Source organism: Actinoplanes utahensis, from assembly GCF_016862455.1.
GTDB lineage: Bacteria > Actinomycetota > Actinomycetes > Mycobacteriales > Micromonosporaceae > Actinoplanes > Actinoplanes utahensis.
In genome coordinates, this window is the sequence record NZ_BOMZ01000095.1 from 12,174 (window position 1) to 30,622 (window position 18,449).

Below are 18,449 nucleotides of genomic sequence, written 5' to 3' on the forward strand. Positions count from 1 at the left end.
TTCCGGGTCGGTCACAGATCCTCCAGCAGTCGGTCCCAGTCGGCGAGGAAACGGTCGAGGCCGTACCGGGCGAGCGCGACCTGACGGGCACGGGCACCGAGCCGGGCCGCCTCGTCGGGTTCGTCGATCAGCCATTGGGCGGCTTCGACCAGGGTGTCCACCCGGGTGGACAGGACTCCGGCGTCCGGCGGAATCGCCTCGATCGCCTCGGTGGTGGCGAGCGCGAGCACCGGCATGCCCATCTGCATCGCCTCGATCAGGCTCAGGCCGAGCGACGTCCACCGGCACAGGTGCAGGTAGGCGCGGCGCTTGGCGACCTCGGCGTGCATCACGTGCTGCGGCGGGTCCTCGTGGACGGTCGCGCCCTCGAGCCCGGTGACGCCCATGCCGAACACGTCGAGCGGGGCGACGCGGGCGAACCGCGGGAACAGGTCGGTCCCGGTGACCCGGCCGCGGCGGACCGGCTCGTTGGTGACGATCGCGAGCCGGTCGAGCTCGCCGGTCCAGCGGGCCTTCGGTTCGACGATGCCGTGCTCGATCACCGTGGTACGGGTGCCGCCGCAGTCCCAGAACAGGTCGTTGAAGTCGGTGACGTGCGCGATCAGCAGGTCGTCGCGGTCGGCGAGGGGGTGCCGGGTGTTCGGCACGTCGCCCTTCGGGGTGTTGTGCTCGACGTAGACGACCGGAACGTGCGGCGGTATCAGGTCGAGTTCCTCGGGCCGCTGTGCGATCGCCACGTCCACGTCGCGGATCTGGTCGAGCGGCAGTTCCTCGACGGTGTCCGGCCAGTCGAAGGTCCGGGCCCGGCCGCGGCCCCACGCGTCCCGGCTTTCGTTGACCGGCACCAGATAACGGTGCTTGCCCTGGACGAACGAGGTCGTCCAGGAGCCGTGGACGTGCCAGAGCAGGATGTTCACGCGGCAACCTCAATCTGGTCGGCACGCGGCACGCCGAGCCGGCGGACCGCGGAGAGGACATCGTCCGGATCGATTCCGGACAGGCAGGGATGACCGGGGACCGGGCAGCGGGTGGCCCGGGTGTCGCGGCAGGCCGCGGCGGCGTCGCCGAGCCGGACCACCGGCACCCGGTACGGGCCCCACTTGCCGAACGGGACGGTCGGCGCGAACAGGCTGACCACCGGGGTGCCGACGGCCGCGGCCAGGTGCGCGGGGCCGGTGTTGGCGACGATCAGGCAGTCCGCGGCGGCGATCAGCGCGGCCAGGTCGGCGAGCGGCATCGGCCCGGCGTCGACGCCGTCGGTCCCGGCGACGTAGCCGGCCAGGTGCCGTTCGCCCGGCCCGCCGGTCACCACGACCCGGTGACCGGCCTGGGCGAGAGCGGTCACGATGCGCCGCAGGTCCTCCGGCGGGCAGGATCGGGCCTGGCAACTCGCGCCGGGGTGCACCACGACGTATCCGCCGCGCGGCCGGGGCGCGACGGTCACCCGCAGGCGCCCGTCGTCGCCGGGCGGGAGTCCGAACCCGGCGGCGGCGGCGACGCTGCGGGCACGTTCCGGTTCGGGCATCTCCTCCGGTACGCGATGACGGACGTCCAGCAGCGTGCCCGGGTAGTCCTCGCTGATCGCGGTGATCCGGCCGATCCCGGCCATCCGCATCAGCAGGGCGAGGGGCAGCGCCGACTGGTGGAACGACGTGAAGATCACGGCCTCGTCGGCGCCGACCTCGCGCAGCCGTTCGACGAGCTCGTGCATGTCCTGTTCGTCGACCGGGCCCGGTTCCGGGTCGATCCACGGCAGCCGCCGCTCGACGATCTCGTCCACGCCCGGCAGCAGTTCCGCGGCGGTCCGCCCACGCGGGCCGCAGAGCAGCACCACCCGTTCGGCGCCCGCCGCCAGCGCCCGGATCGCCGGCCCGGTGACCAGCACATCCCCCGCCGAATCCGACCGCACCGCGAGCACCGTCCCGGCCCGCACCGCGCCAGCCGTTCCGGCCGCTCCGGCGCCGGCCGTTCCGGGGCGCGCCGCGGCGACGGTTCCCCGCTCCGCGGCGTCGCTTCGTGACTCTCCCGCGGCGGCCGATTCCCGCTCCGCGGCGTCGCTTCGTGACTCTCCCGCGGCGGCCGATTCCCGCTCTGCGGCGTCGCTTCGCGACTCTCCCGCCGCGGCCGTTCCGCGCCCTGCCGCGGGCACCGCGCCCGGCCTCGGCGCGGGTGTCAGCAGCTCCTGCCGTTGCAGGATCAGGTCGGCGGCCGCGTTCAGGTCCCCGGCACGGTAGGGGGCGGCCGCGACCTCGGCGGGCAGCGTGATCGCGGTGGGCACCAGGATCCCGGTCGCGCCGGCCGCGAGCGCCGCCTCCATGTCCCGGCCGATGTCGCCGACCATCACGCAGCGCTCCGGGATCGTGCCGAGCGCCTTCGCGGCCGCGTACACCATGCCCGGCTCGGGTTTGCGGCACCGGCAGCCGGCGGTGTCGTCGTGCGGGCAGATCTGCCACGTGTCGAACGGCCCGAGCAGTTCCTCGATCCGCCGGTGCACCGCCTCCATCCGCTCCGCGGTGAACCGGCCCCTGGCCAGCCCGGACTGGTTGGTGACGACACCGATCCGCAGTCCCGCCGCACGCAGCCGGTCGAGAGCGGCCCGGGCGCCGGGCATCAGCCGCACCTGGTCCGGGTCCCCGTTGTACGGCACGTCCACGACCAGGGTTCCGTCCCGGTCGAAGAGCACCGCCTCATAGAGAACGTTGCCTCGTGCACCGATCACCGATGCGCCCCGGTTCTCGCGCCGGTCCGCCGTTCCCCCGCGTCACCGGCGGCTTCGTCGGCACGCCGGGCCGGCATCGCCGGACCGCCCGCCGCGGCACGGTCGTCGTTCTGCCCGGCGTCATCCGCGGTCCCGGCCGCCTCGGAGTGACCGTTGACCCCGGCACGACCGGCGGACTCGACGTGATCATCGGCGCCGGTGTGGCCGGTCGGCTCGGCGTGGCGGGGGGCACGGCCGACGGGGACGGCCAGACCGGACGCGGGCGTCACCCGGGTCAGCCCGGCGGGGGTCCCGGTCAGCGGTTGCGCGCCACGCCAGCGGAACCAGCCGCGCAGCCAGTGAGCGATCGCCACCGGGGGGATGGCGACGCTGGTCAGCAGCATGGTGGTCACCTCGCGGCGGTCCCGGGGGCCGGGGGCGATGCGGGCCGCGGCGAACTCGGTGGTCCCGGCCGCCCACCCGGCGGCGGCAAGCGTCGCGGCCACCGACAGGGCCCGGACCGCGCCGGGCCGCTCGGAGGCGGCGGTACCGAACCACGAGCGGCGGGAGCGGGAACGGGAGGCGGCGGTCAGGCCGGTCGCGGCGCCGGTGCAGACCACGGCGGCGGCGAGGCAGGCGGTGATGGCGGCGTGCCGGTGGCGGCGGCCCGGGGGGATGCCGAGGACGGTGCGCCACGAACGGCCGTAGAGGCGGCGCAGCAGGGCGTCGTCGGCGTTGCCCCGCTGGGTCCGCACGCTGATCCAGCGCTGCTCCGGACGTACCGGATGAGCGGTCGATCTCGCCCCGGACCGCAACTCCCAGCCCGCCCGCCGCACCCGGTGGGCCAGCTCCGCGTCCTCGCGGAACGCGCGCGGCAGCCGCTCGTCGAAGCCGCCGACGCGGGCCAGCGCGGCCCGGCGGTACGCCATGTCCGCGGTGATCCACTCGCCGTCGGCGAGGCCGGCGGTGACCCGCTCCCAGTCGGTGAGCCGGCGTCCGGCGGGCAGCGGCACCCACAGCCGCCCCTGCACGCCGCCGACCCGCTTCTGCTCGGCATCGGCGTCGCGCAGGTCGTCGACGAGGCGGGCCGGCCAGCCGGGCTCGGGGATCACGTCGTCGTCGAGGAACGCGATCCACTCGTGGCGGGCGGCCTGCCAGCCGATGTTGCGGGCGGCGGCCGGTCCGGCGGACCGCCCGGCGACCACCCGGGCGGGCGTGTCGGGCGGAAGATCGAGGGGGGTACGCCGATCGGGCCGGTCGTCGACGATCAGCAGTTCCATCCCGTCCGGCAGCGGGCCCAGCGCGCGGAGCAGCGCGCCGAGGCTGGGCCGCCCGAGGGTGGGCACGACGATGCTGACGCCGGTCACCGCGGGCCCCCGTACACCTGGCTGCGGTGCACCGCGAACGGGCCGAGTGCGAGCAGGTCCACCGGGGCGGAGCCGAAGAGCTCCAGGGCTTCGCGCGGGGTGTCGACCATCGGCCGGCCGGCCGTGTTCAGCGACGTGTTCACCACCACCGGCAGACCGGTGAGCTGCTCGAACTCGGCGAGCATGGCGGCGACCAGGGGTTCGGTGTCGGTGTGCACGGTCTGTACGCGGGCGGTTCCGTCGACGTGCGTGACGGCCGGGATCCGGTCCCGCCACTCCGGCTTGACCTTGTGCACGAAGAGCATGTACGGGCTCGGGTACACGCCGTCGAAGATGTCGTGGAACCGTTCCGCCCGGACCATCGGTGCGATCGGCCGGAACTGCTCGCGGCCCTTCACGTCGTTCATCCGGGTCTGGGTGTCCTGGTCCCCGGGATGCGCGAGCAGGGACCGGTGGCCGAGCGCGCGCGGCCCGTACTCGCTGCGCCCCTGGTACCAGGCCACGATCCCGTTGCGGGCCAGCACGGCGGCGGCCTCGGCGGCGATCGACGCGGGCCGGGTGTACGGCACCGCGGCGCGCTTCAGTTCGGCCTCCAGGTCGTCGTCGGACCAGCCGCGGCCGAGCGCCGCGCTCCCGAACGGGATGTTCCGTTCACCGATCGCGAGCGCCGCGCCGAGAGCGGTGCCCGCGTCGCCGGCGGCCGGCTGCACCCACACCCGTTCGAACGGGCCCTCGGCCGCGATCCGGGCGTTGGCGACGCAGTTCAGCGCGGTCCCACCCGCCATCGTCAGGGTCTTCAGGCCACCGGACGCCTCGTACGTCCACCGGGCCAGGTCGAGCAGCACCTCCTCGAGGCGCACCTGCACGCTGGAGGCCAGATCGGCGTGCGCCTCGGTCATCTCGCCGTCGGCGCTGCGGGCCTTGGCGAGGGCGTCCCAGTCGATCCGGTCGACGGTGAAACCGCCCGCCCCGTCGGCGCGGACCAGCTCGCGGAGGATGTCGAGGAACTTCGGGCGGCCGTACGAGGCGAGCGCCATCACCTTGTACTCGTCGCTGGAGTGCATGAAACCGAGATGCCGGGTCAGGTCCTCGTAGAGGAGCCCGAGCGAGTGCGGCAGCTCCTGGCAGCGGAACGTCTCCAGGCTGCCGCCCCGGTACGCGCCGGCCAGGTGGCTGGCCGACTCCCCACGCCCGTCGAGCACCAGGACCGCGCTGTCCTCCGGCACGCTCAGCCCCGCCGACGCCGCGTGCGCCACGTGGTGCGGAACGAACCGGACCTGGTCCGGGTCGAGTCCGGGCAGCGCCGTGGCCAGGAACTGCGGGGCCCGCCGGGCGTAGTCGACGCGCAGGTGGTCCCACGGGTCGTTGATGCCGAGCGCGGACTGGTCCTGGCAGAGCGCCGGATCGAACGAGTAGGCGACCGCGTCCAGGTCGCCCGGCCGCAGCCCCGCCTCCCGCAGGCACCAGGCCGCGGACAGCTCCGGCAGCTCCCACGCGGAGAACGGCACCGGCCGCTTGCCGTGCTTACGGCGGCTGAACCGCTCCTCCTCCGCGGCCGCCACCACGCGACCGTCGACGATCAGGGCAGCCGATGGATCGTGGAAGATCGCGTTGATCCCGAGAACACGCATGACGGGGCGGATACCCCGGAGAAACTCACTTACTCACATGATCATCGACTTCTCCCAAAAGACTGACTTCTTTCTGGAATCCGGCCGTGAGCTGCACTGATCGCCACTGTCCACACGGGGACTTTTGCTGGAAGCCAAGTTTTATGCGATGCAGTGTGGGCAGACTGCCGCCATGTATGAGGTCGTTCAGCTCATCGACGGCAGTTGGGCTCCCGGCACGTCCGGCCGCACCCTGACCGTCTCCGACCCGCGCGACGACAACCCGGTCAGCCGGGTGCCGGTCGCCTCCGACGCCGACGTGGCCGCCGCCGTACGAGCAGCCCGCGCGGCCGCCCCCGAATGGGCCCGCACCGCCCCCGCCGCCCGCGCCGCCGCCCTGCACGCCGCCGCGAACGCGATCGAGGCCGCCGCCGGCGAACTCGCCGAGATCATGGCCGCCGAGATGGGCAAACCCGTTGACGGCGCCCGCGACTCGATCGGCGCCGGCGTGGGCACCCTCCGCCAGTACGCCGAACTCGGCCCCACCCACCGCGGCCGCGCCCTGGCCGGCAACGACGACGCGATCGACCTGATGGCGTACCGCCCGCGCGGCGTGGTCGCCGTGATCACCCCGTGGAACGACCCGGTCGCCGTGTCCTGCGGCCTGCTCGGCGCCGCGCTGGTCACCGGCAACACGGTCGTCCACAAGCCCAGCGAGCGCACCCCCGCGACCGGCTGGCGGCTCGCCGAACTGATCGCCCCGCACCTCCCGGACGGCGTCCTGTCGGTGCTGCACGGCGACGGGCCGGTCGGCGCCGCCCTGGCATCGTCGGAGGTGGACGTGGTCGCGCACGTCGGTTCCACGGCCACCGGCCGGTCGATCGCCGCCGCGTGCGCCCGTACCGGCGCGAAAGCCCTCCTGGAGAACGGCGGCAGCGACCCGCTGATCGTCGACGCCGGCGCCGACCCGGGATGGGCGGCCGGGCAGGCGGCGCTCGGCGCGTTCGTCAACTCGGGACAGATCTGCGTCGCCGTCGAACGCATCTACGTGCACCGCGACCTGGCCGAACCGTTCACCGACGCCCTCGCCGCGGAAGCCGAGACGTGGGCCAAGCAGATCGGCCCACTCGTCGACCGGCGGCTCCGGGAGACCGTGCACCACCAGGTGCGGGCCGCGGTCCGCGACGGCGCCCGGCTGGTGTGCGGCGGCGAGATCCCGTCCGGGGCCGGCGCCTACTACCCGCCGACCGTACTGGCCGGCTGCACCGACGACATGCCGGTGATGCGCGAGGAGACGTTCGGCCCGGTCGCGCCGGTGGCCGTCGTCGACTCCTTCGACGAGGCCCTGACCAGGGCCGCCGACTCCCCGTACGGCCTGGCCGCCACGGTCCTGACCCCGTCGATGAGCCACGCCCAGCGCGCCTGGCGGGAGTTGCCGGTCGGCACCGTGAAGATCAACGCGGTGTTCGGCGGCGCTCCGGGCGGCGCCGCCCACCCACGCCGCGGCAGCGGGCAGGGCTTCGGTTACGGCCCCGAACTCCTCGACGAGCTGACCACCACCACCGCCGTCCACCTGGAGGCCCCACCCACCGGCTGGTGACGAACTCCCGGCGCGCCCTCCCACCCGGCGGGCGCGCCGCCCCCACCTCCCCACAGAGGCGCCGCCACCACCTCCCATCCCACAGGCGCGCCGCCCTCACCTTCGGCCCGACAGGCGCGGGGCCCCCATCACAGGCCCAACAGGCGAGAAGCCTCCTCCGACGGCGTGAAGGCCGGCTCCCCCGAGTCCGGCATCACCGCTGCCGCCCGGGCATCCGCGTCTCCCGCCTGCCCCCTGACACCGCTTCGGCGTTCGGTCCGCTTCCGGTCCGCGGTCGCCGGCGCTTCAACCCTTCTCCGGTACGGGCCACGCAACGTCCCGTGACTCCCGGCGGCCACGGCAGGCGTTCCCTCCCCGCCGTCCCCCGGTGCCACTCATGCATGCCCGTCACGGTCACCCCTCGGCTGGTCGTGGGTGCTGTCTCAGCCGCGCTGAGACAGCACCCACGACCAGCCGGACAAAACCGGCGCGCCCGCGGCTGTTAAGCACATGCGGAACAGCGGGCACCGATGCCAGGATGTGCCGTGCCCCACGTCCCGCGTCCCGTGCCCGGCGCCCGGCGCTCCGGACGAGGTTTTCCGGCATCCCGCGTCCCTCCGCCCTGGCTGCACCGGGTTCACGCCGCGAGCAGGTTCCACGCCGTCAGCAGGTCCCACGCTTGAGCGGGGTGGTCCACGCCGTGAGCGAGATCCGCGCCGCGAGCAGGATCCACGCCGCGAACGAGTCCGCGCCGTGAGCGGAGTCCACGCCGCGAGCAGGGTTCGCGCTGTCAGGGGGTTCGGGCTGTGAGCAGTTTCGCCGGTCAGGCGCGCCGCGTTCGGGACGAGCGACTTCCGTTGCCGGTTCGGGTGCTCGCGCTCCGGGAGTGTGTCCTGCACTTCGCGCCCTACGGTTTCCGGGACACCTGGCACCATCTGATCCTCAGTGCCGGCATCCCCCTGGTGCTGGAGGACGATCCCGGTTCGCTGATCCGCGCCGTCGACGAACTCGAGGAGGCTCGCGCCCGCTGGCTCGCCGCAGAGGCCGAATACCGTGCCCGGCGCCGCAGTGAGGATGCCGCCCGGATACCCAGACAGCCTGCCGTCGACTTCGGGCACACGCTGCCGCACCACTCGGCCGGACGTCCGGTGACGACCGGCCGTCCGCACGACCGCCTCGTCGTGGTCACCGAACGCTTGATCGCCGCCTACCACTCGACGGGACCCGCTCCCGCCGTCTGCCCCGCCTGCGGCATGGCCGGCAGGTCCCGGGCGACCGGTCCCGCCCGGCCCTGGCAGCTGATCTGGCTGCGGGCCGTGGAGCGGGCCGGCACGGTCGGCGGCGGCGACATCCACCATCTGCGCGTCGAGTTCACGCCCACGTCAGGCGGCGGACGGGCGGGGCAGTTCCTGCTCTACGTGCGCGGCGAGCTGTTCGGTGACGGCTCCCCGACCGCTCCGGAACCGCAGCTACGCCGCCTGCGGCCGCTCTGGGCAGTGGCCGGGCGCCCCGGCTCGCAGCTTCCGGAACCGCTCGATCTCGGCGGCCCGTTCGCCTACCTGGACGTGACCGCCGAGACCACCGCGGAGGACCTGATCCTCACCTTCACCACGCGCCCCGACCGGCCGGACCCACCCCGCTGGGCCCGGCCGCCCGGTCTGCCCTGGCGGTTGCGGGTGCGCCGCCGCGAAGTCCTCGACGCCTGGCGAACCGCGAAACCTCACTTCCGCGCGCTTCTCCGGTCCGCGGGCGCCGAACCATGCGGCTGACGGGACGGGCGTCAGCCCGGCAAGTGGGGCGTGGCGGGGGGTGGGTGCTCCAGGCGCAGGAGGGACGCCTCCACGGCGGGTGGCAGCCGGCGGCGGTGACGGAGGGCCCAGGGCAGCGCGCGGGCCACGTCCCACACCGCGACCGGTGACTGCCGCACGGTGGATGCCAGGTTGCGGGCGACCACGGTGGGTGGGCGGCGCAGCAGGGCGGTGAGCAGGCGGTTGCGGGCTTCGATGCGGTCGCGGGCGGAACGGTCCCGGCCGGCCGGCAGCGGGAAGTGGCGGACCGTCAGGGACGGCTCGTAGCACAGCCACCACCCGGCGGCGGTCATGTCCATCGCCAGCAGCGCCTCCTCGCCGTAGACGAACAGGCGCGGCTCGAATCCGCCGGCGTCGAGGAACGCCTCGCGGCGGACCACCACGGCGCAGGACAGGAAGCCGAGCACCGACGGTCCGGGAGCGCCGCGTGGCGCGGCGAGCGGGGCGGCGGCCTGGGCGGCGGAGATGGGGTCCGGCCGGGACGACGGGCCGATCAGGACCTGACCGGTGAGCAGTCCCAGACGCGGATGCGCGTCGAACAGTTCGGCGGCGCGGGCCAGGGAGCCCTCGGTCCAGAACGAGTCGTCGTCGGCGAAGGCCACGTAGGGGGTGGTGGCGCGGCGTACCCCCTCGTTGCGGGCCGCCGCCCCGGCGTTGCGGTCCAGCCGTACCACCCCGATGTCCGGGAACGCCGCGCCGATCGCTTCGGGGCTTCCGTCGGTGGAGGCGTTGTCGACGAGGATGATCGGGGCCCGGTGCTGCGGGAGGGTCTCGAACAGGCGGTCCCGGCGGTCCCGGGTCGCCACCACCACGGTGACACGGGACGTCTCCGCGGGCCGCGGCGGCGCGGCGGGCGGCGTACCGGGAAAGGTCCGGGAAGTGGCCGTGACCGGACCGCTCACCGCGGGAGCCGATCGCGCAGTTCGCCGGTGAAGAAGTCGAGGAAGCCGTCCGGGTCGGGGCCGGCGTTCATCAGGACGATGTGGTCGTAGCCGGCGTCGAGGTGTTCCTGGACGGCGGCGACGTACCGGGCGGCGTCCGGGCCGGCGACGAACTTCTCCCGTACGTCGTCCTCGCCTACCGTCGCCGCGGCGGCCTCGAAGTTGACCGGGTTCGGCAGTTCGGCCATCACCTTCCAGCCGGTGACCGCCCAGCGGGTGGTCCGGTGCGCCTCGGTGACCGCGGCCTCCGCGGTGGGCGCCCACGCGACCGGGATCTCCACGTACCGCGGGCCTTTCCCGCCGTGCGCGGTGAACGTCTCGACCAGGTCGGCGCGGGGCTCGGTGGCGAACAGGCCGCTACCGTGCGTGGCGGCCAGTTCGGCGGCGCGGGGGCCTCCGGCGGCGACCGCGATCGTCGGCAGCCGGTCCGGCAGGTCGAACACCCGGGCGTCCTCCAGCTGGAGGTGCTTGCCCTGGTAGGACTGGTATCCGCCCTGCCAGAGCAGGTTGATGATCTCCAGGGCCTCGGTCAGGCGCTCGTGGCGTTCGCGCACGCTGCCGAAGCCCTGCCCGACCACGTGCTCGTTGAGCCGCTCCCCCGAGCCGACGCCGAGCGTGAACCTGTCGTCGGACAGGATGGCCAGGGTCGCGGCGGCCTGCGCGATGATCGCCGGGTGGTACCGGACGGTCGGGCAGGTCACCCCGGTGGCGAGGCCGAGGGTGCGGGTCTGCGCGGCGATCGCGCTCAGGACGTTCCAGGCGAACGGCGAGTGTCCCTGCACGTCGAGCCACGGATGGAAATGATCGCTGATCTCGACGAAGTCGAATCCGGCCTGCTCCGCCCGGATCGCCTGCCGGACCAGCTCCTTGGGCCCGAACGCCTCGGCGGCGAGTTTGTATCCCAGTTTCATGTGGTCGCGATTCCCGTGTTCCGGACAGACAAACGTGGCGGCCGAAGCCGCCACGTCATGCCTGTCCACCGCGGTCAGGACGTCGCGGTGCCGCGCAGGTCCTGCGCGTTGGAGCGCGCCGTGTCCTTGGTGGTCTGCGCCGCGTCCTGGGCGGTCTCCCGGACCTGCCCGGCGGCCTGCTGGACGGTGCCGCCGATCTCGTCCTTGAGATCGCTCGCCACGTCCTTCACCTTGTCGGTGAGACCGCCGCTCTGCTCCTTGAGCTGCTGCCCGGCCCGCCTCTCGGCGTCGGTGACCGGGATCAGCGAGGCGCTGAGCAGCCCGACACCGAAGGCGATGATCCCGGCGGCGAGCGGGTTGCCCTGCGTCTGCCGCGCCACCGTCTGCGGGGTCTGGCGAACCCGGTCGGCGGCCACGGACGCCTTGTCACTCACGGTGCCGGACAATTCCGATGCCTTGTCGCTCACGGTGCTGGACACCTCCGATGCCTTGTCGCTGGCGGCGCCGGACAGCTCGGACGCCTTGTCACTGATGCGGTGCGCCTGCTCGCGGGCGGCGTAGCGGGTGTCCTCCGTGGTGCCCATGACTCTCTCCTTCACCGCGGTCCATCGCCGGCGGGCGACCTGGCGGGGGCTCGTCTTCTCGGCCAGCAGATCGACGTCGCGGGTCAGGGACGCCCGCGTGCTCTCGATCTCGGCCCTCAGCCGGTCGGGTTCTTCAGCCATCGGGCGTCCTCCTTCAGCGTTTCGGTGGTGCGGCGCGGCACCGGGTCGACGGTCTTGAGCTTCTTGCGGCCGTTCACGAACAGGACCGCGCCGATGGCGCCCCAGATGACCGCGACGATGAGCGCCGCCCAGCCGGGGTCCATCACGTTGCTGAGGCCGAACACGACGGCGAAGCTGAGCAGCACCACCGCCAGATAGCTGGCGAAACCGGCGCCGCCGAGCATCCCGGCGGCCTTGCCGGCCTTGGTCGCCTCCTGCTGGATCTCCGCCTTGGCGAGCGCCACCTCCTGCCGGAACAGCTGGGAGAGATCGTCGCTGATGTTGCCGATGATCTCGCCGAGGGAGCGTTCCTCGACGGGTTTGCCGGCACCGCTCGGTTCGTCGGCGGCCCAGGCCGCGGCGACCGGGTCGGCGGGGTCGTTGCGGTACGGCGAGGTCATGACCGGAACTCCGGATCGGTGTCCACCACGGCGGGCCGGCCGGTGCCGGTGGCCTCGTACTGGGTGGTGGCCGGGGTGACGTAGCCGGTGCCGGTGGCGGCGGGCGTGTATCCGAGGGTGTCGTCCTGGAAGCCGGTGCCGACGTGGCCCTGCTGCGCCGTGCGGCTCGGCTCGTAGTCCGGCGTGAAGCTGTCGGTCGCCGGCTTGCCGGCGCCGGCGGACGAGTCGGCCTTGGCGATGCTCTTGCCGAGCCGGCCGACCACGAATCCGGCGGCCAGGGCGGTCGCGAGGAACGCGCCGGGACGGCGGCGGGCGAAGTCCTCGACCTCGCGCAGCACCCCGTCGGGGCCGTTGCGGTCCAGGTAGTCGGCGAACTGGCGGCCGCCCTCGGCGACCCGCGACACCACGGCGGCGGCCGGCGAGTCCTCCCGCGCGCCGCGCATCTCGTCGAGGTGGTCGGCGGTCTGCCGGATGCTGCCGACCAGGCGGCCGTTCTGCAGGCGGGCCTGCTCGTCGAGCTTGTCGCGGACCTCCGAGGCGACGTTGCGGGCCTGGGTGCGCGCCTCGGCGCCGACCCGCTGGGCCTGCTCCTTGGCGGTGTCCTTGACGTCGCCGGCGGCGGCCTTGCCCTGCTCGGCGACCTGCCGCGGCTTCGACTGCTCCTGGCCGTACGACTCCTGCTCCTGCCCGTACGACTCCTGCACCTGAGCGTAGGAGCCCTGCCCCGGCGTCGTGACCGCGGGCGTGACCGCGGGCGTGACCGGAGGCGTGACCGGGGGCGTGAGATCGTAGGCGGGATCCGGCACGCGGCCGGGTGAGACGTCACTCATGGGTTCCTCCGAGGGGTTGTTGCGCTCACCGCATGACCTACCCCGTACACGGCCGTCGATTCACCTCCTCTTGTGATGAATGGCGCTAAAACCCGGGCGATAAAAGACCTGATCTTGGGTACGGCGTACCGGCTGGTACGGCAGACGGGCTTTGTTAGGGTCGCTGACCGTGAGCGAACTGCAGCGGGTCATCGGTGGCCGGTCCTACGACTTCTCCCGCCGGGTCGTGGTGATGGCGATCGTCAACCGGACCCCGGACTCCTTCCACGACAAGGGCCGCACGTTCGCGCTGGAGAAGGCCACCGAGGCGGTCCGGGCCGCCGCGGCGGCCGGCGCCGACTGGATCGACATCGGCGGCGTCCCGTTCGCCCCCGGCCCGGAGGTCACCGCCGCCGAGGAGCTGGACCGGGTGCTGCCGGTCGTCGAGGCCGCCCGTGGCCTGGCCGTCGTCTCGGTCGACACGTTCCGTCCCGAGGTGGCCCGCGAGGTGATCGCGGCGGGCGCCGGGGTCGTCAACGACACCTCCGGCCTGCGCGACCCGGCGATGGCCGACGCCGTCGCGGGCACCCATGCGCAGCTGGTCATCTGCCACAGCCTGGCCGCGCCGCGCACCGAATACCCGAAACCCCGTTACGGCGACGTCACCGGCGAGGTCGGCGCGTTCCTGCGGGAGAAGGTGGACCTCGCCCTGTCCCGCGGCGTGCGGCCGGACCAGATCATCATCGACCCGGGCCACGACCTGAACAAGAACACCCACCACTCCCTGGAGCTGACCCGGCGGCTCGACGAGATCGCGGCGATCGGCTACCCGCTGCTGGCGGCGCTGAGCAACAAGGACTTCATCGGCGAGACCCTGGACCGGCCGCAGCAGGAACGGCTGGCCGGCACCCTGGCCACGGTGGTGTTCTCGATCCTGCGCGGCGCCCGGATCATGCGGGTGCACGACGTGCGGGCCGCCTGCGACGCGATCCGGATGACCGAGGCGATGCTGGGCTGGCGCGAGCCCGTTTACACCCGCCACAACATGTGAGCGGCTACGCCGGGTCGCCCTCGTGCGGCAGGGTGCCGATGATCTCGGCGATCCCGGGTGGCGGCTCCACTCTGCCGGGGCCGAGCACCCGCATCGTGCCGAGCACGGTGACCAGCATGCCCATCGCGAAGAAGTCCCGCGCCTCGGTCGCCGTCGCGCCGGTGAGCTCGCGGACCACGTAGTAGAGCCGGCTGTAGCATTCGCGGACCGCCGCGCCGATCGCCGGGTCGGCGGCGGCCGCGAACCCGTGCAGGAACACCGCCAGCAAGTCCCGTTCGGCCAGTAGCTCCTTGTAGGCCCGGCCGAGTCCGTCCATCGTGGGCTCCACCGCGGCGGCGGCCCGCCACTTCTCCTCGAGACGGTCGCTGACGTGCCGCTGGGTGGCCAGGAACAGCTCCTGTTTCGACCCGAAGAGACGAATCACGTACGGCTGGGAGACGCCGGCGATCCGCGCCACCTGATCCGTCGTCGTGCCCGCGTAACCGCCCTGGGCGAACGCGGTGACGGCCGCCCGCACGAGCTGGGCGTGGCGTTCCTGGGCGGTGAGGCGGGTCCGGGTCACGTTGACAGGTTATCAGTCGATGCATACGGTCTTTAGTTATCAGTGGATAACAACTTTCAGGGGAGCAGTCCGTGTCCACCACCCTTGCGAGACCCGTACCGAAGACCCGCCCGTTCGGTCTCGTGATCGCCGCCGTCGGCATCCCGGCCTTCATGGCCGCGCTCGACAACCTCGTCGTCAGCACCGCCCTGCCGGTCATCCGCACCGACCTCGGGGCCTCCATCTCGCAGTTGCAGTGGTTCGTCAACGCGTACACGCTGCCGTTCGCCGCCTTCCTGCTCACCGCCGCCGCGCTCGGCGACCTGCTCGGCCGCCGCCGGATCTACCTGACCGGCATCACCGTCTTCACGCTCGCGTCCGCGGCCGCCGCGCTCGCCACCGAGCCGTGGCAGCTCACCGCCGCCCGCGCCGTGCAGGGCCTGGGCGGCGCGATGACCGCGCCGCTGTCGCTGACCCTGCTGGCCGCGGCCGTGCCGGACCGGATGCGCAACAAGGCCGTCGGCATCTGGGGCGGCATCACCGGCCTCGGCATCGCGGTCGGCCCGGTCGTCGGCGGCGCCGTCGCCGACGGCCTGACCTGGAACTGGATCTTCTGGATCAACGTCCCGGTCGGCGTCGTCGCGGTGATCCTGGCCGGCGTCGTCCTCGACGAGTCCCGCGGCGGGGCCCGCCGCCTCGACCCGCTCGGCCTGCTGCTGTCGTCCACCGGCATGCTGCTGCTGATCTGGGGCGTCGTCGACGGCCCGGAACGCGGCTGGACCACCGGCCGGGTGCCGTTCATGCTGGCCGCCGGGGCCGCGCTGATCGCCGGGTTCCTGTTCTGGCAGAGCCGCAACCGGACCCCGATGCTGCCCCTGAGCCTCTTCCGCTCCCGCACGTTCAGCCTGGTCATCCTGGTGACCCTGACGTTCTCCGCGGGCGCGTTCGGCTCGGTCTTCCTGCTCGCCCAGTTCTTCCAGGTGGTGCAGGGCCTCAGCCCGCTGGAAGCCGGCCTGCGGACCCTGCCGTGGACCGGTGCCCCGATGCTCGTCGCCCCGCTCGTCGGCATCTTCGGCCCGCGGATCGGCCTGCGCAACCTGATCGTCGCCGGGCAGGTGTTCCTGGCCGCCGGCATGCTGTGGATCGGCCTGGTCACCGCGCCGGACACCGCCTACAGCAGCCTGGTCGGCGCGTTCGTGCTGGGCGGCATCGGCATGGGCCTGACCATCGTGCCGATCAGCACGCTCACCCTGGCCAGCGTGCCCGCGCAGCAGCGCGGCATGGCCTCCGGCACCAACAACACCGTCCGCGAGTTCGGGGTGGCGGCGGGCGTCGCGGCCCTGTCGTCGATCTTCAGCACGTACGGCGGCTTCGCCGGTCAGGACGACTTCGTCGACGGTGTGGTACCCGCCGTCCTGACCGGCTCGGCGATCCTGGCGGCCGGCGCGCTCCTCGCCACCCGGCTGCCCCGCGTCGTTCCGGCAGAACGGAATTGAAACAACCTGTTGCGCGTACGCAACACGGCTGCAACGATGACCTTCGATCCAGTGTCGCCCGACACTCCCGGCCCCGTCCTCGCCGGTTCTGTCCGTAACCCCGGGCCGCCCTGAGTCAGCGATCAGCGCCGCATGCGCCGGCCCACCGACCGGCACATGCGGCGCTCGCCTTCTCCCCCGGATCCCCGCTTCGAGCGATCCGGGGGGTCGGCCGCGCCGGCGTCCGGCCGGTTGACGAAATCCCGCCGGCGTCCGGCCGGTTCACGGAACCCCGCCGGCGCCCGGCCGGTTCACGGAACCCCGCCGGCGCCCGGCCGGTTCACGGAACCCGGCGCTGAACGGCCCCGGAGCAGCCGCGGTCACCCCCGGCTGGTTGGCGGAACCCGGCGCTGAACGGTCCCGCGACGGCCGCAGTCACGACCAGCCGGGGGTGACCCGGAGGTGCATTCATGAGCGGCACCCGGGGACGGTGGTGAGGGGACGCCTGCCGTGGCCGCCGCGAGTCGCGGGACGCTGCGTGGCCCGTACCGGAGCATGGTGTGACAGACGAGCCGCGGACCGGAAGTGATCATCCCTCCGGTGAGAACGGGGAACCGCGGTGGCGGTTCCCCGTCAGCGATTCGGGGGACCGCCGCGGTCAGCCGACCTTGACCCAGACGTCGTCGAGGGTGCCGTGGAACTGGTCGTTGTTCTGGCCGACGCCCTTGCCGCCGACGGTGAACGGCTGGTTGGTGTCGACGGACAGGGTGGCGGGGACGGCGGTCACCGACTCCAGACGGTCGTCGACCAGGATCGCCAGCGTCGGGCCGGTACGGCGGCACTCCAGGGTGTGCCACTTGCCGTCGGCGACCGAGATCCGGCTGCGGGCCACGTGCACGACCGTGCCGTTCTTGTCGCTGAGGCCGCAGCTCGGCTTGCCGGAGAGGCCGTCGACCTGGAGCTTGTACTGGCCGCCGGTGGAGCCCACGTTGGCGTGCCCCTTCTGCAGGATGTTCTCGCCGCGGCCGGTCTCCGCGGGGGACAACAGCACGCTGGCCCCGTACCGCAGAGGTCTGGTCTGGGGGTTGAGTTCCTGGGTGTCGGCGGCCTGCAGGATCAGCCGCGGGCAGGCGTCGCCGGCGCACTTGGCCGGGAACCCGAGGGCGTGCCCGGCGTCGTGCGGCACCAGACGCGGCGCGCCGCCGTTGCGGGTGACCGCCCGCAGCAGATGCCCGTGCCCGGAACCGTCGTCGAAGGTGCCGTCCGCGATCGTGGTGTCGAAGTTGTAGGCCGCGACGTTCCCGCCGGCCGGGACCGGGCCGGAGACGGCCGGGGTCGCCTCCAGACGCGGCGACACACCGTGGAACTCGACGTACCTCTTCCGGATCACACCACCGACCACGGTGAAGTCGCCGACCGCGCTGACCGCGCCGAGCCGCGGGCTGGCCGCCAGCTGGCGGGTTCCGGCGACCCCGTTGGCCTGCGGCGCCCAGCCGAGCAGGTTGCCCTCCCGGTCGACGGCCGCGAGCTTGCCCCGCGCCTCCGACCCGTCGGTGCAGACGCCGCGTACGCCGTTGTTGGTGGTCGTGCACGCCTTGTCGAAATGCCCGCCCACGTAGATCGTGTCGTCGAGCAGCGCGATCGCCTGCGCGTCGCCGTCGAACACCCGGGTCCAGCGGGTCTGACCCTCCCGGGTGTACGACACCGCCCGGCCACCCCGCCCGCCGAGCGCCGCGTACACCCCGTCGGCGTGCGCGGCCAGCGCGAACACCTGCGACACCGGTTTCGGCGCGAATCCGCGGTCGAGCGCGCCGGTCGCCGGGTCCACGGCGCTGAGCCGCAGCGTGGAGCGGACGTCGTTGGTGCGGTGGAAACCGCCACCCACGTACACCCGCTCCGGTGTGACCGCGAGCGCGTTGACCGTGTCGTCGGTGGTCGGCTTCCAGTTCGGGTCGAGGGCGCCGGTCGCCGCGTCGAAGGCGGCCAGGTTCGCCCGCGGCGCCCCGTCCACGCCGGTGATCCGCCCGCCCAGGTAGACCCGGCCGTTCCCGGCCGCGATCGCGTTGGGCTGCCCGAGCACGGTGTGGCGCAGCGGGGTGAGGGCGCCGCTCGCGCCGTCGATGCCGGCCACCGCGTCCCGGGACTCGCCGTTGATCGTGTCGAAGTCCCCGGCGGCGTAGACGACACCGCCGTCGACGGCGAGCGCCCGCACGTTGGCGTCCGCGGCCGGCTGCCAGTCCCGCAGCGCGCCGGTGCGGGCGTCGAAGGCGGCGAGCCGGTTCCGGGCGGCGATACGGCCACCGTCCGACGCGGTGGTGAAGTCGCCTCCGACGTAGACGGTGTCACCGCCGTAGGCGACCGCGTACACCGGACCGTTGAACGAGGGGGTGCTGGCCGGCTGGGTCGAGACGATCTCCGCGAACGCCGTGCCCCCGGCCGCGACGAGAACCGTCGACAGAGCCGTGATCATCACACGGCGAAGCGCGTTCTTACC

15 protein-coding genes are annotated in these 18,449 nt (G+C 73.4%); 4 read left to right on the forward strand and 11 right to left on the reverse strand.

Annotation, left to right across the window (positions count from 1 at the left end; genetic code table 11):
* Window positions 1-11 precede the first annotated feature (11 nt).
* From Aut01nite_RS34885 to Aut01nite_RS34900, 4 genes are read right to left on the reverse strand one after another with little or no spacing between them, the layout of a single operon-like run.
* A complete protein-coding gene (locus tag Aut01nite_RS34885; RefSeq protein ID WP_043531464.1) occupies window positions 12-917 on the reverse strand; it encodes a glycosyltransferase in 906 nt (301 codons plus the stop codon).
* Complete coding sequence (locus Aut01nite_RS34890; RefSeq protein ID WP_236643092.1) at window positions 914-2,719, reverse strand: HAD-IIIA family hydrolase; 1,806 nt, start codon at window positions 2,717-2,719, stop codon at window positions 914-916. Before Aut01nite_RS34890 ends, Aut01nite_RS34885 begins: the two co-directional genes overlap by 4 nt.
* Window positions 2,716-4,065, reverse strand: a complete 1,350-nt coding sequence (locus Aut01nite_RS44495) for a glycosyltransferase family 2 protein (protein WP_063958864.1) — start codon at window positions 4,063-4,065, stop codon at window positions 2,716-2,718. Before Aut01nite_RS44495 ends, Aut01nite_RS34890 begins: the two co-directional genes overlap by 4 nt.
* Window positions 4,062-5,696: a carbamoyltransferase family protein gene (locus tag Aut01nite_RS34900; protein WP_043531466.1), complete on the reverse strand. Its 1,635-nt coding sequence runs from the start codon at window positions 5,694-5,696 to the stop codon at window positions 4,062-4,064. Before Aut01nite_RS34900 ends, Aut01nite_RS44495 begins: the two co-directional genes overlap by 4 nt.
* Before the next feature lie 172 nt (window positions 5,697-5,868).
* Between Aut01nite_RS34900 and Aut01nite_RS34905 the strand changes: the two genes are divergently transcribed.
* Entirely contained in the window at window positions 5,869-7,275 is a 1,407-nt protein-coding gene (locus Aut01nite_RS34905) for an aldehyde dehydrogenase family protein (RefSeq protein WP_043531468.1), read from the forward strand.
* 785 nt (window positions 7,276-8,060) lie between these two features.
* Window positions 8,061-9,023, forward strand: coding sequence for a hypothetical protein (locus Aut01nite_RS34910; RefSeq protein WP_152629044.1), 963 nt, complete (start codon window positions 8,061-8,063; stop codon window positions 9,021-9,023).
* Window positions 9,024-9,034: 11 nt separating this feature from the next.
* Here the strand turns inward: Aut01nite_RS34910 and Aut01nite_RS34915 are convergent, their stop codons facing one another.
* From Aut01nite_RS34915 to Aut01nite_RS34935, 5 genes are all read right to left on the reverse strand, one after another.
* Window positions 9,035-9,964, reverse strand: a complete 930-nt coding sequence (locus Aut01nite_RS34915; protein ID WP_201775617.1) for a glycosyltransferase family 2 protein — start codon at window positions 9,962-9,964, stop codon at window positions 9,035-9,037.
* Window positions 9,961-10,914: a TIGR03557 family F420-dependent LLM class oxidoreductase gene (locus Aut01nite_RS34920; RefSeq protein ID WP_043531470.1), complete on the reverse strand. Its 954-nt coding sequence runs from the start codon at window positions 10,912-10,914 to the stop codon at window positions 9,961-9,963. The genes Aut01nite_RS34915 and Aut01nite_RS34920 overlap by 4 nt, the downstream gene beginning before the upstream one ends.
* Before the next feature lie 74 nt (window positions 10,915-10,988).
* Window positions 10,989-11,639, reverse strand: a complete 651-nt coding sequence (locus tag Aut01nite_RS34925) for a DUF3618 domain-containing protein (protein WP_043531472.1) — start codon at window positions 11,637-11,639, stop codon at window positions 10,989-10,991.
* Window positions 11,615-12,079, reverse strand: coding sequence for a phage holin family protein (locus Aut01nite_RS34930; protein WP_083999850.1), 465 nt, complete (start codon window positions 12,077-12,079; stop codon window positions 11,615-11,617). Before Aut01nite_RS34930 ends, Aut01nite_RS34925 begins: the two co-directional genes overlap by 25 nt.
* Window positions 12,076-12,909: a hypothetical protein gene (locus Aut01nite_RS34935; protein WP_236643093.1), complete on the reverse strand. Its 834-nt coding sequence runs from the start codon at window positions 12,907-12,909 to the stop codon at window positions 12,076-12,078. Before Aut01nite_RS34935 ends, Aut01nite_RS34930 begins: the two co-directional genes overlap by 4 nt.
* Before the next feature lie 232 nt (window positions 12,910-13,141).
* Here Aut01nite_RS34935 and folP point away from each other — a divergent pair, with 232 nt between their 5' ends.
* On the forward strand, window positions 13,142-13,939 hold the full coding sequence (gene folP, locus Aut01nite_RS34940) for a dihydropteroate synthase (RefSeq protein ID WP_083999862.1): 798 nt from the start codon (window positions 13,142-13,144) through the stop codon (window positions 13,937-13,939).
* Window positions 13,940-13,943: 4 nt separating this feature from the next.
* Here the strand turns inward: folP and Aut01nite_RS34945 are convergent, their stop codons facing one another.
* Window positions 13,944-14,501, reverse strand: a complete 558-nt coding sequence (locus Aut01nite_RS34945) for a TetR/AcrR family transcriptional regulator (RefSeq protein WP_043531476.1) — start codon at window positions 14,499-14,501, stop codon at window positions 13,944-13,946.
* Window positions 14,502-14,572: 71 nt separating this feature from the next.
* Between Aut01nite_RS34945 and Aut01nite_RS34950 the strand changes: the two genes are divergently transcribed.
* A complete protein-coding gene (locus Aut01nite_RS34950; protein WP_043531478.1) occupies window positions 14,573-15,976 on the forward strand; it encodes an MFS transporter in 1,404 nt (467 codons plus the stop codon).
* Between the two features lie 637 nt (window positions 15,977-16,613).
* Here Aut01nite_RS34950 and Aut01nite_RS34955 read toward each other — a convergent pair.
* A complete protein-coding gene (locus Aut01nite_RS34955) occupies window positions 16,614-18,425 on the reverse strand; it encodes a LamG domain-containing protein (protein WP_052164423.1) in 1,812 nt (603 codons plus the stop codon).
* Window positions 18,426-18,449 lie beyond the last annotated feature (24 nt).